Origin of the sequence: Kytococcus aerolatus (assembly GCF_900187395.1) — a bacterium.
GTDB lineage: Bacteria > Actinomycetota > Actinomycetes > Actinomycetales > Dermatophilaceae > Kytococcus > Kytococcus aerolatus.
Window position 1 is genome coordinate 67283 of the sequence record NZ_FYEZ01000001.1, and the last position, 22625, is coordinate 89907.

Annotated in this window: 14 protein-coding genes; 12 read left to right on the forward strand and 2 right to left on the reverse strand. The window is 71.2% G+C overall.

The genetic code is table 11. The annotated features are described in order from the left end of the window. The first annotated feature begins 1 nt into the window (after nucleotide 1). The 4 genes from polA (at nucleotide 2) to coaE (ending at nucleotide 6921) form a co-directional block, all read left to right on the forward strand. Complete coding sequence (gene polA, locus CFT82_RS00300; RefSeq protein ID WP_088817123.1) at nucleotides 2-2722, forward strand: DNA polymerase I; 2721 nt, start codon at nucleotides 2-4, stop codon at nucleotides 2720-2722. A 43-nt stretch (nucleotides 2723-2765) separates the two neighbouring features. After that, a complete protein-coding gene (locus tag CFT82_RS00305; protein ID WP_088817124.1) occupies nucleotides 2766-4460 on the forward strand; it encodes a formate--tetrahydrofolate ligase in 1695 nt (564 codons plus the stop codon). A 258-nt stretch (nucleotides 4461-4718) separates the two neighbouring features. After that, entirely contained in the window at nucleotides 4719-6197 is a 1479-nt protein-coding gene (gene rpsA / locus CFT82_RS00310; RefSeq protein WP_088817125.1) for a 30S ribosomal protein S1, read from the forward strand. Between the two features lie 133 nt (nucleotides 6198-6330). Continuing rightward, the gene (gene coaE, locus CFT82_RS00315) at nucleotides 6331-6921 is read left to right on the forward strand and encodes a dephospho-CoA kinase (protein WP_088817126.1); all 591 of its coding nucleotides are present in this window, start codon (nucleotides 6331-6333) and stop codon (nucleotides 6919-6921) included. Between the two features lie 109 nt (nucleotides 6922-7030). On the opposite strand, the gene CFT82_RS00320 is transcribed toward coaE, so the two are convergent. After that, on the reverse strand, nucleotides 7031-8812 hold the full coding sequence (locus tag CFT82_RS00320; RefSeq protein WP_234994203.1) for a BCCT family transporter: 1782 nt from the start codon (nucleotides 8810-8812) through the stop codon (nucleotides 7031-7033). A gap of 239 nt (nucleotides 8813-9051) precedes the next feature. On the opposite strand from CFT82_RS00320, the gene uvrB reads away from it, so the two are divergent. Then, nucleotides 9052-11151 carry an excinuclease ABC subunit UvrB gene (uvrB, locus tag CFT82_RS00325; RefSeq protein WP_088817128.1) on the forward strand — a complete coding sequence of 700 codons (2100 nt, stop codon included), beginning with the start codon at nucleotides 9052-9054 and terminating at the stop codon, nucleotides 11149-11151. Between the two features lie 162 nt (nucleotides 11152-11313). Then, nucleotides 11314-12360: a TerC family protein gene (locus CFT82_RS00330; protein WP_088817129.1), complete on the forward strand. Its 1047-nt coding sequence runs from the start codon at nucleotides 11314-11316 to the stop codon at nucleotides 12358-12360. A 36-nt stretch (nucleotides 12361-12396) separates the two neighbouring features. Here CFT82_RS00330 and CFT82_RS00335 read toward each other — a convergent pair whose 3' ends face one another. Further along, complete coding sequence (locus CFT82_RS00335) at nucleotides 12397-13287, reverse strand: EamA family transporter (RefSeq protein WP_088817130.1); 891 nt, start codon at nucleotides 13285-13287, stop codon at nucleotides 12397-12399. Nucleotides 13288-13393: 106 nt separating this feature from the next. Between CFT82_RS00335 and uvrA the strand changes: the two genes are divergently transcribed. The 6 genes from uvrA to gap all read left to right on the forward strand — a co-directional run bounded on the left by uvrA (nucleotide 13394) and on the right by gap (nucleotide 22585). Next, the gene (uvrA, locus tag CFT82_RS00340; RefSeq protein WP_088817131.1) at nucleotides 13394-16288 is read left to right on the forward strand and encodes an excinuclease ABC subunit UvrA; all 2895 of its coding nucleotides are present in this window, start codon (nucleotides 13394-13396) and stop codon (nucleotides 16286-16288) included. Further along, nucleotides 16288-18210 carry an excinuclease ABC subunit UvrC gene (uvrC, locus tag CFT82_RS00345; RefSeq protein WP_088817132.1) on the forward strand — a complete coding sequence of 641 codons (1923 nt, stop codon included), beginning with the start codon at nucleotides 16288-16290 and terminating at the stop codon, nucleotides 18208-18210. Before uvrA ends, uvrC begins: the two co-directional genes overlap by 1 nt. Before the next feature lie 41 nt (nucleotides 18211-18251). Further along, nucleotides 18252-19217 (forward strand): RNase adapter RapZ, encoded by a 966-nt coding sequence (rapZ, locus tag CFT82_RS00350; protein WP_088817133.1) that lies wholly within the window; start codon nucleotides 18252-18254, stop codon nucleotides 19215-19217. 75 nt (nucleotides 19218-19292) lie between these two features. Beyond that, on the forward strand, nucleotides 19293-20327 hold the full coding sequence (locus CFT82_RS00355) for a gluconeogenesis factor YvcK family protein (RefSeq protein ID WP_088817134.1): 1035 nt from the start codon (nucleotides 19293-19295) through the stop codon (nucleotides 20325-20327). A 79-nt stretch (nucleotides 20328-20406) separates the two neighbouring features. Beyond that, complete coding sequence (gene whiA, locus CFT82_RS00360) at nucleotides 20407-21429, forward strand: DNA-binding protein WhiA (protein WP_088817135.1); 1023 nt, start codon at nucleotides 20407-20409, stop codon at nucleotides 21427-21429. Nucleotides 21430-21577: 148 nt separating this feature from the next. Next, complete coding sequence (gene gap / locus CFT82_RS00365) at nucleotides 21578-22585, forward strand: type I glyceraldehyde-3-phosphate dehydrogenase (RefSeq protein WP_088817136.1); 1008 nt, start codon at nucleotides 21578-21580, stop codon at nucleotides 22583-22585. Nucleotides 22586-22625: the final 40 nt, after the last annotated feature.

The window sequence follows — 22625 nt, forward strand, 5'->3', positions numbered from 1 at the left end:
CGTGACCCGACTGCTGCTCCTCGACGGACACTCCTTGGCCTATCGCGCGTTCTTCGCCCTGCCGGCGGAGAACTTCTCCACGGCCACCGGCCAGCACACGAACGCGGTGTACGGCTTCACCTCGATGCTCATCAACGTCATCCGGGACGAACGCCCCACCCACGTGGCGGTGGCCTTCGACCGTTCCCGGCAGACCTTCCGCACCGAGGAGTACGCGGAGTACAAGGCGGGGCGAGCCAAGACGCCGGACGAGTTCTCCGGGCAGGTCCCGCTCGTGCAGGAGGTGCTGGACGCCCTGCGGATCGCCCACGCCGAGGTGGACGGCTACGAGGCGGACGACATCATCGCCACCTGGGCCCGGCAGGGACGCGAGGCCGGCCACGAGGTGCTCGTCTGCTCCGGCGACCGGGACGCCCTGCAGCTCGTGGACGAGAGGGTGACCGTCCTGTACCCCCGCAAGGGGGTCTCCGACCTGGCCCGCATGACCCCGGAGGCCGTCGAGGAGAAGTACGGGGTCCGGCCGGAGCGCTACAGCGACCTGGCCGCGCTCGTGGGCGAGTCGGCGGACAACCTGCCCGGTGTGCCCGGGGTGGGCCCGAAGACCGCGGCCAAGTGGCTCGGGCTCTACGGCGACCTGGGAGGGGTCGTCGACCACGCCGACCAGATCAAGGGGAAGGCGGGCCAGAGCTTCCGGGACCATCTCGACCAGGTCCTGCGCAACCGCCGTCTCAACCAGCTCGTGAGCGACGTGGAGCTCCCGGTGGGGATGGCCGAGGCGGAGTGGGACTCCTACGACCGGGAGAAGGTCCACGAGGTCTTCGACGCTCTGGAGTTCCGGGTGCTGCGGGACCGCCTGTTCGAGTACCTCGGCGCCGACGAGACCGAGGGGACGGAGACCGGGGAGGCCGCCGAGCTCGAGGTGGAGGCCCTCGCCCCGGGGGGTCTGGCGGACTGGCTGGAGGCGCAAGGTGAGGAGCTGGTGGGCCTGGAGCTCCTCGTGGCCATGCCGGAGAGCCTCGCTGGGCGGCACCGGGCAGAAGCCACCGGTGTCGCCCTGGCGGGTCCCGGGTCGGTGGTCTGGTTCGACCTCGCGGGGCGCACCCCGGGTGACGAGAACGCCCTGGCCGGGCTGCTGGCCGAGGGGGCGGAGAGGGTGGCGGTGCACGACGTCAAGCCGGCCGTGCACGCGCTCCGGGAGATCGGCCTGCGGCTGGACGCCGTCGCCCACGACACCGCCCTGGCGGCCTATCTGGTGAAGCCCGACCAGCGTTCGTACGACCTGGGCGATCTCGCGATCCGGCACCTGCATCGCGAGCTCCCGTCGGGGGAGGAGCAGGGTGGGGGCGACGCCCTCTTCGCCGCCGACCTCGTGGAGGGTGGGGAGACGCTGGGGGGTGCAGCCCTCCAGGCCGCACACCGGGCGCAGGCGGTCCGCGATCTGGCGCCGGTGCTCGCCGAGCTCGTGGAGCAGGCCGGGGGGACCCGGCTCCTGCACGACGTGGAGCTCCCGCTGGCCGCGCACCTGGTGCGCATGGAGGCCGCGGGGATCGCCGTGGACCGTGACCGCCTCGACGAGCTGGAGTCGGACTTCGCCGACCAGGTGGCGGCCGCGCAGGCCGACGCCCACGCGGCCATCGAGGACGACTCGGTGAACCTCGGGTCCCCGAAGCAGCTGCAGCAGGTGCTCTTCGAGCGGCTCGGGATGCCGAAGACCAAGAAGACCAAGACCGGGTGGACCACCGACGCCGACGCTCTCGTGTGGCTCCGGGCCCAGACCGGGGAGGGGACCCCCGCCGAGGCCTTCCTCGAGGCCCTGCTGCGGCACCGGGACGTCACCAAGCTCCGGAGCACCGTGCAGGGTCTGCAGAAGGCGGTGGACACCGACGGGCGCATCCACACGACCTACCAGCAGACGATCGCGGCCACGGGCCGGCTGAGCAGCGTCGACCCGAACCTGCAGAACATCCCGATCCGGACCGAGGCCGGCCGCCGCATCCGCGAGGTCTTCGTCGTCGGGGAGGGCTTCGAGCAGCTCATGAGTGCCGACTACAGCCAGATCGAGATGCGGATCATGGCGCACCTCTCCGGCGATGAGGGACTCATCGAGGCCTTCCGGGCGGGGGAGGACCTGCACAACTTCGTGGGCGCCCAGGTCTTCGGGGTGGAGCCCGACGCGGTGACCCCCGAGATGCGGGCGAAGGTCAAGGCCATGTCCTACGGGCTGGCCTACGGGCTCTCGGCCTTCGGGCTCTCCAAGCAGCTGGGCATCGGCCCGGAGGAGGCGAAGGGGCTCATGGAGACCTACTTCGAGCGCTTCGGGGGTGTCCGTGACTACCTGGGTGAGGTCGTCGACCGGGCGCGGGCCGACGGGTACACCGAGACCATGCTCGGCCGGCGCCGCCCGCTGCCGGATCTCGGCAGCTCGAACCGGCAGCGACGCGAGATGGCCGAGCGGATGGCTCTCAACGCCCCCATCCAGGGCTCGGCGGCTGATGTCATGAAGCTCGCCATGCTCCGGGTCGACGACCGGCTCGCCGCCGACGGCCTCGGCTCCCGGGTGCTGTTGCAGGTGCACGACGAGCTCGTCGTGGATGTGGCTCCCGGGGAGGCCGAGACGGTGCGGGAGCTCGTCACCCACGAGATGTCCACCGCGGTGGAGCTGGACCTGCCGCTGGAGGTCAGCGTCGGGCTGGGCCGCTCCTGGCACGACGCCGCCCACTGACCCTCGGTGTGACCTGAGGCACGACGGGGCGCATGATGGGGGCATGAACGCGCTGCCCAGTGACCTGGAGATCGCCCGCTCCGCCACCCTGCGTCCGCCGGCCGAGGTGGCCGCGGACATGGGGATCGGCGAGGACCTGCTCGAGCCCTACGGTCGGCAGGTGGCCAAGGTGGACCTCGCGGCCGTCGAGGCCCTGGCCGAGCGCCCGGCCGGGAAGTACGTGGTGGTCACGGCCATCACCCCCACCCCCTTCGGCGAGGGGAAGACGACGACCGCCGTCGGGCTGGCCCAGGGCCTGGCCCGGGAGGGGAGCCGCCCGGTGCTGGCCCTGCGCCAGCCGAGCCTCGGCCCGGTCTTCGGGATCAAGGGTGGGGCGGCCGGCGGCGGCCACTCGCAGGTCGTGCCGATGGAGACCCTCAACCTCCACCTGACGGGTGACTTCCACGCCGTCACCGCCGCCCACGACCTGCTCGCCGCGATGGTCTCCAACCACCTGCACCACGGCAACGAGCTCGGCCTGCACCGCATCGAGTGGCGGCGGGTGATGGACGTCAACGACCGTGCCCTGCGCTCGATCATCGAGGGCAACGGGGGCCCGATGGACGGTGTCACCCGCCAGTCCGGCTTCGACATCACCGCCGCCAGTGAGGTCATGGTCATCCTCGCCCTGGCCACCTCGCTGGCCGACCTGCGGGAGCGACTGGGCCGGATCGTCGTCGGCTGGACCCGCGAGGGGCAGCCGGTGACGGCCGAGCAGCTCAAGGCCGCCGGGGCGATGGCGGTCCTGCTCAAGGACGCCCTGAAGCCGAACCTCCTGCAGACCCTGGAGGGCACCCCGGCGCTCATCCACACCGGCCCGTTCGGGAACATCGCCACCGGCAACTCCTCGGTGATCGCCGATCGCATCGGCATCCGCTCCGGGGACGTGCTCGTCACCGAGGCCGGCTTCGCCGCCGACATGGGGGCCGAGCGCTTCTTCAACGTGAAGTGCCGGACCGCCGGCCTCACCCCGGACGCGGCGGTGCTGGTCACCACGGTCCGGGCCCTCAAGGCGCACTCGGAGCGCTTCGAGGTGAAGGTGGGCAAGGAGCTCCCACCGGAGATGCTCGCCGAGTCCCCGCAGGACGTCGAGGCGGGCGTGGCCAACCTCCGCAAGCACCTCGAGATCATCCGCTCCTTCGGCGTCCAGCCGGTCGTGGCGATCAACGCCTTCCCGACCGACCATGCCAGCGAGCACGAGGTCATCCGTCGGGTGGCGCTGGAGGCCGGGGCCCGGGTGGCGGTCTCCACCCACGTCGCCGAGGGCGGGGAGGGTGCGCGCGAGCTGGCCCTGGAGGTGCTGGCCGCCTGCGAGGACGAGGTGAGCTTCATCCCCACCTACGAGCTCTCGGACCCGCTGGAGACGAAGATCGAGAAGATCGCCACCGGCGTGTACGGGGCCGACGGGATCGACATCGCCCCGGCGGCCCGCAAGGCCCTGGCCCAGTACACCGAGCAGGGCTACGGCGAGCTCCCGGTGCTCATCGCGAAGACGCAGATGTCCCTCTCGCACGACCCCACGCTCAAGGGTGCCCCGACCGGCTGGCGGCTGCCGGTCCGGGAGGTGCGGCTGGCGGCAGGGGCGGGTTACGTCTACGCCCTGGCCGGCTCGATCATGACGATGCCGGGGCTGGCCAAGCACCCGGCCGCGGAGCGGATCGACCTGGACGCCGAGGGCAACGTGGTCGGGCTGTTCTGACGCTCGCTGGGCCGGGCCCCCGGTGCACCTCCCGCAACCCGGGTCCGCAGGGGCCCGGGTTTGAGGGGATTCCGCGCTATCTGTAGGATGACTGGGCGCGCGTCCTGCGCGCGCACTGCTTGACCAGTGTTTTCGAGTACCTGTCCATCCGGCCACCACGGCAGACGGGTTCCCGTGCAGATCCCCGGACATCCTCGTCCGGTGCTCCCGGGTTCCCGCGTGGCGGCCCCACCCACTGTCCATCGGAGTTCCTACTACATGACTTCCACCCCCAACGCAGCTCCGGCCGTTGCCGACTTCGCCTCGCAGGAGGAGCTGCTCGCGGCCATCGACGCGACGATGAAGAACTTCGACGATGGCGACATCGTCGAGGGCCAGATCGTCAAGGTCGACCGCGACGAGGTGCTGCTTGACATCGGCTACAAGACCGAGGGCGTCATCCCCTCGCGCGAGCTGTCCATCAAGCACGACATCGACCCCGACGAGATCGTCGAGGTCGGCGACACCGTCGAGGCCCTCGTCCTCCAGAAGGAGGACAAGGAGGGTCGTCTGATCCTGTCCAAGAAGCGCGCCCAGTACGAGCGCGCCTGGGGCACGATCGAGCAGATCAAGGAGGACGACGGCGTCGTCACCGGTACCGTCATCGAGGTCGTCAAGGGCGGCCTCATCGTCGACATCGGTCTGCGCGGCTTCCTCCCGGCCTCCCTCGTGGAGATGCGTCGCGTCCGCGACCTCGACCCCTACGTGGGCCAGGAGATCGAGGCCAAGATCATCGAGCTCGACAAGAACCGCAACAACGTGGTCCTGTCGCGTCGCGCCTGGCTCGAGCAGACCCAGTCCGAGGTCCGCACCTCCTTCCTCAAGGAGCTGCAGCGCGGCCAGGTCCGTCCGGGTGTCGTGTCCTCCATCGTCAACTTCGGTGCCTTCGTGGACCTGGGCGGCGTCGACGGTCTGGTGCACGTCTCCGAGCTGTCCTGGAAGCACATCGACCACCCGGGCGAGGTCGTCGAGGTGGGCCAGGAGGTCACCGTCGAGGTCCTGGACGTCGACATGGACCGCGAGCGTGTCTCCCTGTCGCTCAAGGCGACGCAGGAAGACCCGTGGCAGCTCTTCGCCCGCACCCACGCCATCGGCCAGATCGTGCCGGGCAAGGTCACCAAGCTGGTGCCCTTCGGTGCGTTCGTGCGCGTCGAGGACGGCATCGAGGGTCTGGTGCACATCTCCGAGCTGGCCGAGCGTCACGTGGAGCTGCCGGACCAGGCCGTCTCCGTGGGCCAGGAGGTCTTCGTCCGCGTCATCGACATCGACCTGGAGCGTCGTCGCATCAGCCTCTCGCTGAAGCAGGCCAACCAGGTGGGTACCGAGATCGAGGACTTCGACCCGACCCTCTACGGCATGGCCGCCGAGTACGACGAGCAGGGGAACTACAAGTACCCCGAGGGCTTCGACCCGGAGACCAACGAGTGGCTCGAGGGCTACGAGCAGCAGCGTGAGGCCTGGGAGAAGGAGTACGCCGAGGCCCACGCCCGCTGGGAGGCCCACCGCGCCCAGATCGAGAAGGCCGCCGCCGAGGACGCCGAGGCCGCCGCTGCCCCGGCCGCCGCGACGACCTACTCCTCCGGTGGTCCGGCGGACGACCAGCAGGGTGGTGGGGACTCCTCCACCGGTGCCGGCGAGGGCACCCTGGCCTCCGACGAGGCCCTGGCCGCGCTGCGCGAGAAGCTCACCGGCGCCTGATCGACCGGGTTGGGGAGCAGCCGCACGGCTGACCCCCTCGCCCAGACCAGAGGGCCCGCACCACGGACGTGGTGCGGGCCCTCTGGCGTGCCGTACCGACCGCGGGTGACCGGGGGACTCGTAGGCTCGGCGCATGACACGCATCGCGCTCACCGGCGGCATCGCGGCCGGCAAGTCCACCGTGGCCGATCGCCTCGCCGAGATCGGGGCCCTGGTCATCGACTCCGACCGCTTGGCCCGGGAGGTCGTCGAGCCGGGCACCGACGGGCTCGCCGAGGTCGTCGCGGCGTTCGGGGAGGGGATCCTGGCCGCCGACGGGTCGCTGGACCGCCCGGCGCTGGGGGAGCGGGTCTTCGCCGACGAAGAGGCCCGCCGCACGCTGGAGGGGATCATCCACCCGCTGGTCCGCGCCCGGGCGGCGCAGCTCGAGGCGGAGGCGGGCCCCGGGCAGCCGGTGGTGCACGACATCCCACTGCTCGTCGAGACGGGGCGGGCCGAGGAGTTCGACCGCGTGCTCGTCGTGGAGACCCCGGAGGCGGAGCGGGTGGAGCGGATGGTGCGGGACCGGGGGATGGCCCCGGAGGAGGCGCGCGCCCGGATCGCTGCCCAGGCGAGCGACGCAGAGCGGCGGGCCGCCGCGGACGTGGTGCTGCTCAATGACGGCTCCCGCGAGGAGCTGCGGGCGGCCGTGGACGAGCTCTGGCCGTCGATCACCGGGCCCTGACGAACGAGGAGACCGGCAGGAGGACCCGGGGCACGACGTCCGGGCATGACGACGGGGCGGGGACCAGCTGGTCCCCGCCCCGTCGCGGTGAGCGTGCCTGCGCTGCGCGTCAGGCGCGCGTCGAGCCCTCGCCGGAGTTGCGGCGGCGGGCGCCCCGGCCCACGAAGGAGGGCTCGGTGCGGGCGCGCTCGGTGCCGGAGGACAGGGTCTCGACGGTGGCGTCCACCGACTCCCGGAGCATCTGCTCGCGGAGCACCTCGTGCTCGAGGCGACGCTCCCGGTGCTGCTCGGCCGAGAGGGCCTGGATCAGCGAGATGGCGATGCCGAAGAGCACGAAGGTCACCGGGAGCGCGGTGAGGATGGACATGGTCTGCAGCGCCCCGAGCGCGGCCGCCGGGTCGGCGGTCGCGTAGATGAGGATCGCGGCGATGCCGCCCGAGAGCACGGACCAGAAGATCCGGCTCCAGACCGGCGGCTCGGCGGAGCCACCCGTGGCGAGCATGTCGATCACGAAGGAGCCCGAGTCCGAGCTCGTCACGAAGAAGACGGCCACCATGAGCAGGGCCACGCCCGCCATGAAGGCGCCACCGGGCAGCGCCTGGAGCATGTCGAACAGGGCGGTGTTCTGATCGACCGCACCACCCTCGCCGATGAGACCGCCGTTGCCGAAGATCTCGCGGTGCAGGGCGTTGCCACCCATGACCGAGAACCAGAGGAAGCTGACGACCGTGGGGACGAGGAGCACGCCACCGATGAACTCGGCGATGGTGCGACCGCGGGAGATGCGGGCGATGAAGATGCCCACGAAGGGGGACCAGGCGATCCACCAGCCCCAGTAGAAGGTCGTCCAGGAGCCCAGCCAGGCGGTGGCCGACTTGCCCTCGAAGGGCATGGTCATGAAGGACAGGTGGAAGAAGTCCTGCAGGTACTGGCCGATCGAGAAGACGAAGTCGCGCAGCACGAAGAGGGTCGGGCCGAGGAAGAGCACCAGGAAGAGCAGGAGCACGGCCAGGCCCAGGTTGAGATTCGACAGGTAGCGGATGCCCTTGCCGACGCCGCTCGCTACGGAGATGGTGGCCAGGAGCGTGATGAACGCGATGACCCCGATCTGCAGGGCCTTGCTCTCGCCGTCCTCGACGAAGCCGAGGTGCTCCATGCCCGCGGCGATCTGGGCCACGCCCAGGCCGAGGGAGGTGGCCACACCGAAGAGCGTGCCGATGATGGCGACGATGTCGATGACGTCACCGGCGCCACCGGTGACCCGGTTGCCCAGCAGCGGCTCCAGCGCGTAGCGGATGGAGACCGGCCGGTTGCGACGGTGGATCGCGTAGGCCACGCCGAGGCCGACCAGGGCGTACACCGCCCACGGGTGCAGACCCCAGTGGAGGAAGGTCGTGGTCATCGCCTGGCGGGCCGCCTCGGTGGTCTCCGGGGCGATGGCACCGCCGGGGCCGTCGAGGTTCGGGGGCTGGATCTCCGGCCGGGGGCTGGCGAAGTGGAAGAGCGGCTCGGCCACGCCGTAGAACATCAGACCGATGCCCATGCCGGCGCTGAAGAGCATGGCGAACCAGGAGATGAGCCCGAACTCCGGGTCCTCGCCGGTCCGGCCCAGCACGGTCCGGCCGAAGGGGGAGAGGGCCACGAAGATGCAGAAGGCGACGCAGAGGAAGGTCGCCACGACGTAGTACCAGTCGAGCGACCCGACGAAGAGCTCGTTGGCGCGGGTCATGCCCTTGCTCAGCGAGTCGGGCCAGAAGGCGGCGATGGCCACGAAGGCCAGCGAGAGGGCGGCGGCGGGGTAGAAGACGCGTCCGCGCAGGTTGCCGTCCGGCTCGCGGATGTTGGTGGCGGTGCGGATGTGTTCACGTCGCCGCTGAACCTCAGGAGTCACTCCGGGCGGAGTCGACATGGGGGTCCTTTCGGTGGAGGGTCGGTGGTCTGGCGGGTGGAGGATCGTGCGCCGGACGCTGTCGGCCGGTTCGCTCTCCACGGTGCGGCCCGACCGGGGGCAGTCGGGCCCAGCAGAAGATGGAAACATGATGTTTTCCTGAAGACAAATTCCTGTCCGCTGGGTTTCCCGTCGGAACCCGGGGGCCGATCGCTGTCGGTGCCCGGCGCTAGCGTGCTCCCATGCGCCCCGTCACCGATCTGCAGCGCCGTGTCGCCCCCTTCGAGGTGGTCTCCGAGTACCAGCCGGCTGGGGACCAGCCGAAGGCCATCGAGGAGCTCACCCGCCGGATCGAGGGGGGTGAGGAGGACGTCGTCCTCCTGGGGGCCACCGGGACGGGCAAGTCGGCCACCACCGCCTGGATGATCGAGCAGCTCCAGCGACCGACCCTGGTCATGGCGCCCAACAAGACCCTGGCCGCCCAGCTGGCCAACGAGTTCCGGGAGCTCCTGCCGCACAACGCGGTGGAGTACTTCGTCTCCTACTACGACTACTACCAGCCGGAGGCCTACGTCCCGCAGTCGGACACCTACATCGAGAAGGACTCCTCGATCAACGAGGAGGTCGAGCGGCTGCGCCACAGCGCGACGAACTCCCTGCTCACGCGCCGCGACGTCGTCGTGGTGGCCTCGGTGTCCTGCATCTACGGGCTCGGGACGCCGCAGGAGTACGTCGACCGGATGGTGCGCCTGGAGCGGGGGCAGGAGGTCGACCGGGACGAGCTGCTGCGGAAGTTCGTCACCATGCAGTACACCCGCAACGACATGGCCTTCCAGCGGGGCACCTTCCGCGTCCGGGGGGACACGGTCGAGATCATCCCGGTCTACGAGGAGCTCGCCGTGCGCATCGAGTTCTTCGGCGACGAGATCGACGCGATCGCCACCCTCAACCCGCTCACCGGGGAGCTGGTGCGCGAGGAGGACGAGATGTACATCTTCCCCGCCACCCACTACGTGGCCGGACCGGAGCGGATGGAGCGGGCCATCAGCGGGATCGAGGCCGAGCTCGAGCAGCAGCTGGAGCGCTTCGAGCAGCAGGGGAAGCTCCTGGAGGCCCAGCGGCTCCGCATGCGGACCACCTACGACGTCGAGATGATGCGGGAGATGGGCTCGTGCAACGGCATCGAGAACTACTCGATGCACATCGACGGCCGCGAGCCCGGGTCCGCGCCCAACTGCCTGCTCGACTACTTCCCGGAGGACTTCCTCCTGGTCATCGACGAGTCGCACGTGACCGTCCCACAGATCGGGGCGATGTTCGAGGGGGACATGTCGCGCAAGCGGACCCTCGTGGACCACGGCTTCCGCCTGCCGAGCGCCATGGACAACCGACCGCTGAAGTGGGAGGAGTTCCTGGAGCGCATCGGCCAGACCGTCTACCTCTCCGCGACGCCCGGCGACTACGAGCTCGACCGGTCGGACGGGTACGTGGAGCAGATCATCCGCCCCACCGGGCTGGTGGACCCCGAGATCGTCGTCAAGCCCACCCAGGGGCAGATCGACGACCTGCTGGGGGAGATCCGGGAGCGGGCCGAGCGGGACGAGCGCGTGCTCGTCACCACCCTGACCAAGAAGATGGCGGAGGACCTCACCGACTACCTGCTGGAGCGACGGGTGCGGGTGCGCTATCTCCACTCGGAGGTCGACACCCTGCGCCGCATCGAGCTGCTCAAGGAGCTCCGGCAGGGGGAGTACGACGTGCTCGTCGGCATCAACCTCCTCCGGGAGGGGCTCGACCTGCCGGAGGTCTCCCTCGTGGCCATCCTCGACGCCGACAAGCAGGGCTTCCTGCGGTCCAACCGCAGCCTCGTCCAGACGATCGGCCGCGCCGCCCGCAACGTCTCCGGGCAGGTGCACATGTACGCCGACCAGGTCACCGAGTCCATGCGCTTCGCGATCGACGAGACGAACCGCCGCCGCGCGATCCAGATCGCCCACAACACCGAGCACGGCATCGACCCCACCCCGCTGCGGAAGAAGATCGGGGACATCACGGAGATGCTCGCCGAGCTGCGGGGGACCGCTCCCGGTGGGCGCGGGAGCGGAGGTGGTGCCCACGACCAGGCCGGAGCGGACGTGGCCGCCGACCTGGCGGTGGCCCAGGGGGAGCTCCCGGAGCGCCCCACGGACATGCCGATGGCCGACCTCGCCGCGCTCATCCAGCAGCTCACCGACCAGATGCACACGGCCGCGAGCGAGCTCCAGTTCGAGCTCGCCGGGCGACTGCGCGACGAGATCGCGGACCTTCGCAAGGAGCTGCGTCAGATGGAACGCGTACGATGACCCCCGACGGAGGGGAGTATCCCCGCGTGAGCTCTCGTCATCACGAAGGGTCGACCGCAGCGGTGCGGCGCGCCCTTCCGGGAGTTCGGCCCACCCGAGGTGGGAGAGACCTCCGGTTCGCAGTCAGCGGCGCGCAGCGCCCCGAACGGAAGGTTTCCTGACATGGACGTGCATCCCTGGGTCTGGGGGGTGAGCCTGGTGGTCACCCTCGTCGTGCTGTCCTTCGACGTCTGGTGGGCCATGCGCAACCCCCACGTCCCCTCCCGCAAGGAGACGACGACCTTTCTGTCGATCTACGTCGGCGCCGCGGTGCTCTTCGGCATCGGCGTCTGGGTCCTCGCCGGGGGCCAGTACGGCACCGAGTTCTTCGCCGGGTGGCTCACCGAGTACTCACTGAGCATCGACAACCTCTTCATCTTCCTGATCATCATGTCGTCCTTCGGTGTGCCCAGGAAGTACCAGCAGGATGCCCTGCTCTGGGGCATCATCATCGCCCTCGTGCTCCGTGCGATCTTCATCGCCGTCGGCGCCTCGGCGATCAACGCCTTCTCCTGGGTCTTCTACATCTTCGGCGCCTTCCTCATCTACACGGCGGTGAAGCTCTTCCTGGAGTCGATCAACGACACCGACGAGGACGACTTCGAGGAGAACGGCCTCATCCGGTTCGCCAAGAAGCACCTGCCCTCGACCGACAGCTGGGAGGGCGGCACCTCGCTCTTCCTCAAGGAGAACGGCAAGCGCCTCATCACGCCGATGTTCCTGACGATCCTGGCGCTCGGCTCCACCGACCTGCTCTTCGCCCTGGACTCGATCCCGGCGATCTTCGGCCTCACCCAGGAGCCCTACCTGGTGCTCATGGCCAACGTCTTCGCCCTCATGGGCCTGCGGCAGCTGTACTTCCTGCTCGGTGACCTGCTGCAGCGCCTGGTCTACCTGGGCATCGGTCTGGCCGTCCTGCTGGCCTTCATCGGCCTCAAGCTGATCTTCCACGCCATGCACGAGAACGAGCTGCCCTTCATCAACGGCGGCGAGCACATCGCCTGGGCGCCGGACATCCCGATCGCGGTGTCGCTCGGTGCCATCGTGGTGATCCTCGGGGTCACGACGATCGCCAGCCTGTGGAAGTCCCGCAAGGACGAGCGAGCGGGCCACGACGACCAGGGCAACCGAATCGACGGTGTGCTGGAGTCCAGCGACGACCACCTCTGATCCCCGCCGTCGGGATCCGCTCCTCGGGCGCCGCCCTCACCCTGCGGGGTGAGGGCGGCGCCCGGTCATCACCACCACGCTCGCCAGGACCACCAGGGTGGTGCCGACGAGCTGGTCGGAGCGGAGCGCCTGCCCGAGCACCACGGCCCCGGCGGCGGCCGCGGCGGCCGGCTCGAGGCTGAGCAGCACGCCGAAGACCCGGGCCGGGAGCCGACGCAGGGCCACGAGCTCGAGGCTGTAGGGGATGGCCGAGCTCGCCAGGGCCACCCCCAGGGCGGTGGCGAAGAGCTCCGGCCGGCCCAGCGCCGTCCCGAGGGCGGGCAGCCCCCAGGGCAGGAGGACGACGGCCCCCACCCCCATCGCGATCGCCACCCCGTCGAGACCGGCGAAGTGTTGGCCGGTGCGGGCGCTGGTGAGGATGTACCCGCACCAGCAGGCCCCGGCGAGGGCTGCCAGCAGCACCCCCAGGGGGTCGACCGGGGTGCCGCCGAGCAGCACCCGCAGCGCACCGCTCACGAGCAGCACGCCGGCCGCGGCCGCCAGCACCGCCAGCAGATCGCGCCGGGTGCGCGAGAGGACCGCCGACATGACGAGCGGCCCGGTGAACTCGATGGTGACGGCCACCCCGAGGGGCAGTCGCGTCAGGGATCCGTAGAAGGCGGTGTTCATCAGGGTCATAGCCGCGGCGAAGAGGAGGACCGCCGACCAGTCCTGCCGGGTCCGCCCGGCGAGGGAGGGTCGGGCCACGGCGAGGAGGACGGCGGCGGCCAGCCCGAGCCGGAGCGCGGTCGTCCCGAGCACGCCGAGGGTCGGCAGGAGGGTTGCCGCGAAGGCACCCCCGACCTGGACGCTCGCGACCGCGAGGAGGACCAGCCCGACGGGTCCGAGCGGCGTGGGGTGTGCCGGGAGTGCCGGGGTGGGCGTCATCCCCGCAGCATAGGCAGCGTGGCCCCTGCACGCCGAGCTTGTCAGGGGTCCGCCATACGATGACCCACGCCCTGTCCCACGACCCGAAGGCTTCTGCGTGAGCGCCATGAACGGTTCCCCGAGCACCCGCGACCGCATCCGTGTGCGCGGTGCCCGTGAGCACAACCTGCAGGACGTCTCGGTGGAGTTCCCCCGGGACGCGCTGGTCGCCTTCACCGGTCTCTCCGGGTCGGGGAAGAGCTCGCTGGCCTTCGACACGATCTTCGCCGAGGGGCAGCGGCGGTACATGGAGTCCCTCTCCTCGTACGCCCGGCAGTTCCTGGGCCAGATGGACAAGCCGGAGGTCGAGTTCATCGAGGGGCTCTCGCCCTCGGTCGCCATCGACCAGAAGTCGACCAGCCGCAACCCCCGGTCGACCGTCGGCACCATCACCGAGGTGCACGACTACCTGCGGCTGCTCTTTGCCCGGGCCGGGGTCATGCACTGCCCGGAGTGCGGTGAGGTGGTGGCCCAGCAGACGCCCCAGCAGATCGTCGACCAGCTCGCGGCGGTGCCGGAGGGCACGCGCTTCCAGGTCCTGGCTCCGGTGGTCCGGGGGCGCAAGGGGGAGCACGTGGACCTGCTCGCGGAGCTGCAGCGTTCCGGCTTCGCCCGGGCGCGGATCGACGGTGAGGTGGTGTCGCTCACCGACCCGCCGAAGCTCGCCAAGACCCGCAAGCACACCATCGAGGTGGTGGTGGACCGGTTGCGCGCCAAGTACTCCGAGGGGGAGCCCGAGCACCGCTTCCTGACCCGCCTCACCGACTCGGTGGAGACGGCGCTGCGCCTGGCCGACGGCCGGCTCGTCGTGGACTACGTGGACGTCGCCGACGAGGGCGGTTCGGAGGGGCTGCCGGCGGAGCGGGTGCTCACCGAGAAGCTGGCCTGCCCCAACGAGCACACGCTGGGGATCGAGGAGGTCGAGCCGCGGACCTTCTCCTTCAACGCGCCTTTCGGAGCCTGCCCGGAGTGCACCGGGATCGGGACCGAGCTCGAGGTGGACCCGGAGCTGCTCGTGCCGGACGAGGAGCTCTCGCTCAACCAGGGGGCGGTGACCCTCTGGGCGCAGGGCAAGAAGATGGCCGACTACCACCGGCGGGTGGTGGAGGCGCTGGCCGAGGAGCTGTCCTTCGACATGGACGCCCCGTGGCGCTCCCTGCCGGAGCGGGCTCGGAAGGCCGTGCTCCACGGTCACAACCACAAGGTGCACGTCCGCTACCGGAACCGCTTCGGCCGGGAGCGCTCGTACTCCACCGGGTTCGAGGGGGCGGTGACCCAGGTCAAGCGGCTGCACGCCGACACCGAGTCCGACCAGATGCGGGAGCGCTACCAGCAGCTCATGCGGCAGGTGCCCTGCCCGGCCTGCCAGGGCGCCCGGCTGCGTCCCGAGGTGCTGGCCGTGCGGGTGGACGGGGTGAACATCGCCGAGCTGTCGCGCATGTCGATCCGCGAGGCGGCCGCCTTCCTGGAGGGGATGGAGCTCACCGCGCAGCAGGCCCGCATCGCCGAGCGGGTGGTCAAGGAGATCCAGGCCCGGCTCGGCTTCCTGCTGGACGTCGGGCTCGACTACCTGACGCTGGACCGGCCGGCCGGCTCGCTCTCCGGTGGCGAGGCGCAGCGCATCCGGCTGGCCACCCAGATCGGGGCCGGGCTCGTCGGTGTCCTCTACGTGCTCGACGAGCCGTCCATCGGCCTGCACCAGCGGGACAACGAGCGTCTCATCGAGACCTTGACGCGCCTCCGGGACCTGGGGAACACGCTCATCGTCGTGGAGCACGACGAGGACACGATCCGCACCGCCGACTGGGTGGTGGACATCGGTCCGGGCGCGGGGGAGCACGGGGGGCAGGTGGTCTACTCCGGGCCCGTTGAGGGGCTCCTGGAGAGCGCCTCGGTGACCGGTGACTACCTCGCCGGGCGCCGGTCGATCCCCGCGCCCACCGTCCGCCGCCCCGGGAACGGGGAGGTCCTCGAGGTGCGGGGCGCGCAGGCGAACAACCTGCAGGACGTCACCGTGCGCTTCCCGCTGGGGACGCTGACCTGCATCACCGGGGTCTCCGGCTCGGGCAAGTCCACCCTCGTCAACGACATCCTCTACACCTCCCTCGCCAACCGCCTCAACGGCGCGCGTCGGGTCCCCGGGAAGCACCGCAGCATCAAGGGCCTGGAGAGCCTGGACAAGGTCGTCCACGTCGACCAGAGCCCGATCGGTCGGACCCCGCGCTCCAACCCGGCGACCTACACCGGGATGTTCGACAAGATCCGCGCTCTCTTCGCCGAGACCGAGGAGGCGAAGGTCCGCGGCTACGGCCCGGGACGCTTCAGCTTCAACGTCAAGGGCGGGCGCTGCGAGGCCTGCTCCGGGGACGGCACCCTGCGCATCGAGATGAACTTCCTCCCGGACGTGTACGTCCCCTGCGAGGTGTGCCAGGGCGCCCGCTACAACCGGGACACCCTCGAGGTGCGCTTCAAGGGCAGGACCATTGCCGAGGTCCTCGACATGCCGATCGAGGAGGCCCACGAGTTCTTCGGCGCCATCGGCTCGATCTCCCGCCACCTGCAGACGCTCATGGACGTGGGACTGGGCTACGTGCGGCTGGGGCAGCCGGCCACCACCCTCTCCGGCGGGGAGGCGCAGCGCGTGAAGCTCGCCACCGAGCTGCAGCGCCGGAGCCGCGGTCGGACGGTCTATGTGCTCGACGAGCCCACCACCGGTCTCCACTTCGAGGACGTCCGGCGCCTCCTCGAGGTGCTCCAGACCCTGGTGGACAAGGGCAACACGGTGCTGGTCATCGAGCACAACCTCGACGTCATCCGCAGCGCGGACCACATCATCGACATGGGCCCCGAGGGCGGTGACGGAGGCGGCCGGGTGGTGGCCACCGGCACCCCCGAGGAGGTGGCCCGGGTGGAGGGGAGCCACACCGGCCGCTTCCTGGCCGGGCTCCTGCGCGAGGACTGATGGCGGACCCGGCCAGCTACCGCCCTCGCCCGGGGGAGATCCCGACCTCCCCGGGCGTGTACCGCTTCCGGGACGCCCACGGGCGGGTCATCTACGTGGGCAAGGCCAAGTCCCTCCGGTCCCGACTCTCGTCGTACTTCCAGAACCCGCAGCAGCTCCACCCGCGGACCCGGCAGATGGTCCGCACCGGTGCCTCGGTGGAGTGGACGGTCGTCAACACCGAGGTCGAGGCCCTCCAGCTGGAGTACGCCTGGATCAAGGAGTTCGACCCGCGCTTCAACGTGAAGTACCGGGACGACAAGTCCTACCCCTACCTGGCCATCACCTGGTCGGAGGAGATCCCCCGGGCGATGGTGATGCGGGGCGCCAAGCGGCGGGGGAACCGGTACTTCGGCCCCTACGCGCAGGCCTGGGCGATCCGGGAGACCCTCGACCTGGCCACCCGCGTCTTCCCCGTCCGGACCTGCAGCAAGGGGGTCTACCAGCGGGCGAAGGCGGCTGACCGCCCCTGCCTGCTGGGCTACATCGACAAGTGCTCCGCGCCCTGCGTGGGGCGGATCAGCCCGGAGGAGCACCGTCAGCTCGTCGACGACTTCTGCCGCTTCCTGGCCGGGGACGGGGGACGGATGCTGCGGGGGCTGCGCCGTCGGATGGAGCAGGCCGCCCAGGAGCTGGACTTCGAGAGCGCGGCCCGCCTGCGCGACGACATCGCCGCGCTGGAGAAGGTCATGGAGAAGTCGGCGGTCGTGTTCGACGAGTCCGTCGACGCCGACGTCCTGGGGGTCGCCGACGACGAGCTGGAGGCCGCCGTGCAGGTCTTTCACGTGCGCGGCGGGCGGATCCGCGGGCAGCGCGGCTGGGTGCTGGAGAAGGAGGACCACCCCACCGACGAGGCGCTGGCCCACCTGGTGCGCCAGTTCTACGGGGACGACCCGGCGGACCTCCCCCGGGAGGTGCTGCTCTCGGCCGAGCCGGCGCAGGCAGAGCTGCTCGCGGACTGGCTCAGCGGCCTGGCCGGTCGGCGCGTCCAGGTCCGCGTGCCGGAACGGGGGGACAAGGCCACCCTGGTCCGGACCGTGGTCCGCAACGCCGAGGAGTCCCTCGCACGCCACAAGCTGAGCCGGGCCGGCGATCTCACCACGCGCAGCCGCGCCCTGGCCGAGCTCGAGGAGGCGCTGGCCCTCGCCGAGGCGCCCCTGCGCATCGAGTGCTACGACATCTCGCACACCCAGGGGGAGAACTCGGTCGGCTCGATGGTCGTCTTCGAGGACGGCCTGCCGCGGAGCTCCGAGTACCGGCGCTTCATCATCCGGGAGCCGGCCGACGACACCCGGGCCATGAGCGAGGTCCTCACCCGGCGCTTCCGGCACGGGCGCGGGCGCCCGCAGGGGGACGAGCTGGCCGGGGACGTCCCGGCCGACCGGGGGAGCGAACGGTTCGCCTATCCTCCGCAGCTCGTCGTCGTCGACGGTGGCCTGCCGCAGGTGCGGGCCGCCCGGACGGCGCTCGACGCGGCCGGGGCCGGGGACGTGCCCGTGGTCGGCCTGGCCAAGCGGCTGGAGGAGCTGTGGCTGCCGGACGACGAGTACCCGGTGGTCCTGCCGCGCACCAGCGACGCCCTCTTCCTCCTCCAGCGTCTCCGCGACGAGGCACACCGCTTCGCGATCACCTTCCACCGGAAGCGGCGCTCGAAGGCGATGACGGCCAGCGCCCTGGACACCGTCCCGGGCCTCGGGCCGGCCCGGCGCGCCGCGCTGCTCGAGCAGTTCGGGACGGTCCGGGCGATCCGTGCGGCCAGCCCGGAGGAGCTGGCCGCGGTGAAGGGCATCGGCCCCCGGCTGGCGGCCGTCGTGCACGAGCACCTGCGCTCCGAGGAGCCCGCTCCGGCCGTCAACGTCACCACCGGCGAGGTGCTCGACTGACCGGTCGGCGAGGATGCGTGCGACCTGTCAGAATGCGGGACATGACCCCTCCCTCCGTGCCCGCTTGGCGTGCCCCCGACGTCGAGCTCCTGCGAGAGCTCCTGGACCGGGGCGAGCGGCAGTCCTCCGCCCGGCTCGGTGGTGAGAAGGACTTCCTCATCGTCACCGGCATGTCCGGCGCGGGGCGCACGACCACCACGAACGTCCTGGAGGACATGGGGTGGTACGTCGTGGAGAACCTCCCCTCGCAGCTCGTGCCGAGCCTGGTGGACCTCGCCGAGGGGCTGCGCGAGGAGGGGCGGGAGATCCCCCCGATCGCGGCGGCCTGCGACATGCGTGGCGCGGCGATGATGGGTGATCTCGGGCAGGCGATGGCCGAGATCCGGGAGCGGGGGTGGACTCCCTGGCTGCTCTTCCTCGAGGCCAGCGACGCCGAGCTCGTCCGTCGCTTCGAGGCCGTCCGGCGCCCGCACCCCCTGCAGGGGTCCGGGCGTCTTCTCGACGGGATCCAGGCGGAGCGGGAGCGGCTGGGACCCCTGCGGGCCGCCGCGGACGTGGTCATCGACTCCAGCGGGCTCACCGTGCACCAGCTCTCGGCCCGGGTGAGCGACCTGGTCCGCCCGTTGGAGAACATCCCGCGGATCTCGGCCATGAGCTTCGGATTCAAGTACGGCATCCCCCTGGACGCCGACATCGTGCTCGACCTGCGCTTCCTCCCGAATCCCTACTGGGTGCCGGAGCTGCGTGCCCACAACGGGACCGAGAAGCCGGTGAGCGACTTCGTCCTCTCGCAGGAGGGGGCCCGGGAGTTCGTCCGCTCGGCGCTGTCCATGCTGGGCACCATGATCGAGGGCTATCGCCGGGAGCGCCGCCGTTACGTGACCCTGGCGATCGGCTGCACCGGGGGGAAGCACCGTTCCGTGGCCGTCACCGAGGAGCTGGCCCGGGCGCTGGCCGAGGCCGGCCTCAACGTGGAGCACAGCCACCGGGACCTGGGGCGGGAGTGACCCGGGCCGCCCGGGTGGGCGACACGGCGTCCACCCCTCTGCCGTGGCGAGCTCGCCGGGGGGCAGACTGATCCCATGGCCGAGATCCTCACCGGCGCCCAGTCGACCCTCACCGGTTCGCTGACCATGCCGCCCCGCGTGGTCGCCCTCGGGGGCGGCCACGGGCTGTACGCCACCCTCACGGCGCTGCGTCACCTGACGCGTGACCTCACGGCGGTGGTCACCGTGGCCGACAACGGCGGCTCCTCGGGGCGCCTGCGAGACGCCTACGGGTCGATCCCCCCGGGCGACCTGCGCATGGCCCTGGCCGCGCTCTGCGACGACTCCGAGAAGGGGCAGGCCTGGCGGGAGATCCTCCAGCACCGCTTCGGGCCGCCTCGTCTGCCGCAGGAGACCGAGGTCGTCGAGGGACTCACCGGGCTGGAGGGGCACGCGCTGGGCAACCTGCTCATCCTCACCGCCTGGGAGCGGCTGGGTGGCCCGGTGCAGGGGCTGGCCGCGCTCTCCCGCCTGGTGAGCGCCCGGGGGCGGGTCCTGCCGATGAGCTCGCAGCCTTTGAACATCGAGGCCACGGTGACGGGGCTGGACCCGTCGGCCCCGGAGCGGCGTGATCTCGTGGTGGGGCAGAAGGAGGTCGCCCGCTGCCGTGCGTTCGTCGAGAGCGTCCGGCTCGACCCGGCCGACCCGCCGGCCGAGCCGCAGGCCGTGGAGGCGGTCGAGGCCGCCGACTGGGTGGTCCTCGGACCGGGCTCCTGGTACACGTCCGTCATGCCGCACCTCCTGGTGCCGCAGCTGCGGGACGCGATCGTGGGCAGCTCGGCGCGCCGGGTGCTCACCATGAACATCGACAGCAGCGGTGAGAACCTGGGCCGGACCCCCGCCGAGCAGGTGGCCGCGGTGCTGGAGAACGCCCCGGGGTTCGTCCCCAACGTGGTGCTCGTCGACGAGCGTCAGGTGGAGGACACGGCCGAGCGGCGGGCGCTGGAGGAGATCGTCAGCCAGTCCGACGGCGAGGTCGTGGTGACCGACCTGGTCCACCGCTCCCACCCCGGTGTGCACGACGTGATGCGCCTGGCGACGGCCTACCAAGACCTCCTGCAGTCCCGCTGACCGGGGTCCCGGGGGGGCCGGGGCGGTCGACGGGACGGTCCGTCTCGGGGCGGGAGGGGGCCCGTGCGACGATGGCGCCATGGCCATGACCGCGGATCTGAAGGACGAGCTCAGCCGGGTCGAGGTGACCGGCGTCGAGGCGCGGAAGGCCGAGTTCTCCTCGATGCTGCGCTTCGCCAGCGCCCTCCACCTCGTCGGGGGACGCATCGTCATCGAGGCCGAGCTGGACACCGCCAGCGCGGCGCGTCGGGCGCGGCGGGCGGTCCACGAGCTGTACGGGCACGAGAGCGAGCTGCTCGTGCTGACCCCCGGGGGGATCCGTCGGTCGACGCGCTATGTCGTCCGGGTGGTCGAGGGCGGCCAGGTGCTCGCCCGGCAGACCGGTCTGCTCGACGGTCAGGGCCGCCCGGTCCGTGGGCTGCCGGCCCGCGTGGTGCGTGGCTCCGTGCAGTGCACCGAGGCCGCCTGGCGGGGCGCCTTCCTGGCCCGTGGCTCGCTCACCGAGCCCGGCCGTTCGAGCAGCCTGGAGGTCACCTGCCCGGGGCCGGAGGCCGCGCTGGCCCTGGTCGGGGCGGCCCGTCGGCTGGGGGTGCCGGCCAAGTCCCGCGAGGTCCGGGGCGTGGACCGGGTGGTGATCCGGGACGGGGACGGCATCAGCACCCTCCTGACCCGGATGGGGGCGCACGACGCGGTCCTCGCCTGGGAGGAGCGTCGGATCCGTCGGGAGGTCCGGGGCACGGCGAACCGGCTGGCGAACTTCGACGACGCGAACCTGCGGCGTTCCGCGCGGGCCGCGGTGGCCGCCAGCGCCCGGGTGCGGCGGGCGATGGAGATCCTCGGCGAGGAGGTGCCCGAGCACCTGCGGGTGGCCGGGCAGCTGCGGACGCAGCACAAGCAGGCCTCGCTGGAGGAGCTCGGCCAGCTCGCCACGCCGCCCCTCACGAAGGATGCGGTGGCCGGGCGGATCCGGCGACTGCTGGCCATGGCGGACCGTCGGGCGGCGGAGCTGGGCATCGACGACACCCGGGTCTCGATCACCGAGGCCGAGGTGGACGCCCTCCTCGCCGAGGACACCGGTCAGGCCGGCTCGGGCACCGCCTGACCCCCGTGGCCGGGCGGGGTCGCGCTCCGTGACCGGTCCGGGGGAGTTCCATTAGGTTGGAGGGGACATCCCGATCCAACGGCGTATCGGACCCCTGGTGGGTCCGTCGGTCCCGGCGCGCCCACCCCACCAGCTGTGGAGGTAGAGCATGACCGTTCGCGTGGGAATCAACGGCTTCGGCCGCATCGGGCGCAGCGTCACCCGGGCCGCCCTGGCCTCGCACAAGGAGATCGAGATCGTCGGGGTGAACGACCTCACCGACAACGAGACCCTGGCGCACCTGCTGAAGTACGACTCGGTCCTCGGCCCGCTGGCCCAGGAGGTCACCTTCGACGCGGAGTCGATCACCGTCGGGGACCACCGCATCCACGCCACCGACGAGCCCGACCCGGCGAAGCTCCCCTGGGACGAGCTGGACGTGGACGTCGTCATCGAGTCCACCGGGAAGTTCCGGGACCGCGAGTCCGCCGGGGCCCACCTGCGGGCCGGTGCCCGGAAGGTCATGATCTCGGCCCCCGGCAAGGACGTGGACGCCACGATCGTCATGGGCGTCAACGACGCCGAGTACGACCCGGCGACGCACCACGTGATCTCCAACGCCTCCTGCACGACGAACTGCCTGGCCCCGATGGCGAAGGTGCTCGACGACGCCTTCGGGATCGAGAACGGCCTCATGACGACCGTGCACGCCTACACGGCGGACCAGAACTTGCAGGACGGCCCGCACAAGGACCTGCGCCGGGCCCGCGCCGCCGGGCTGAGCATCATCCCCACCAAGACCGGTGCCGCGGCCGCCGTGGGTCTCGTGCTGCCGCACCTGGAGGGGAAGCTCGACGGCTTCGCCTTCCGCGTCCCGACCCCCACCGGCTCGGTCACCGACCTCACGGTCACCGTCCGCGAGGAGGCGACCGTGGAGGCGGTGAACGCCGCGATGAGGGCCGCCGCCGAGGGCCCGATGAAGGGCTACCTGGAGTACACCGAGGCCCCCATCGTGTCGGCGGACATCGTCACCAACCCGCACTCGTGCATCCTCGATGCCGGGCTGACCCGCGTCATCGGCAACCAGGTGAAGGTGGCCGGGTGGTACGACAACGAGTGGGGCTACTCCGAGCGCATGCTGGACCTCTGCGAGCTGCTCGCCCGGAGCATCGACTGAGCGGTCACCGCCCGTGGGCCCCGCGCGCCGACCGGTGCGC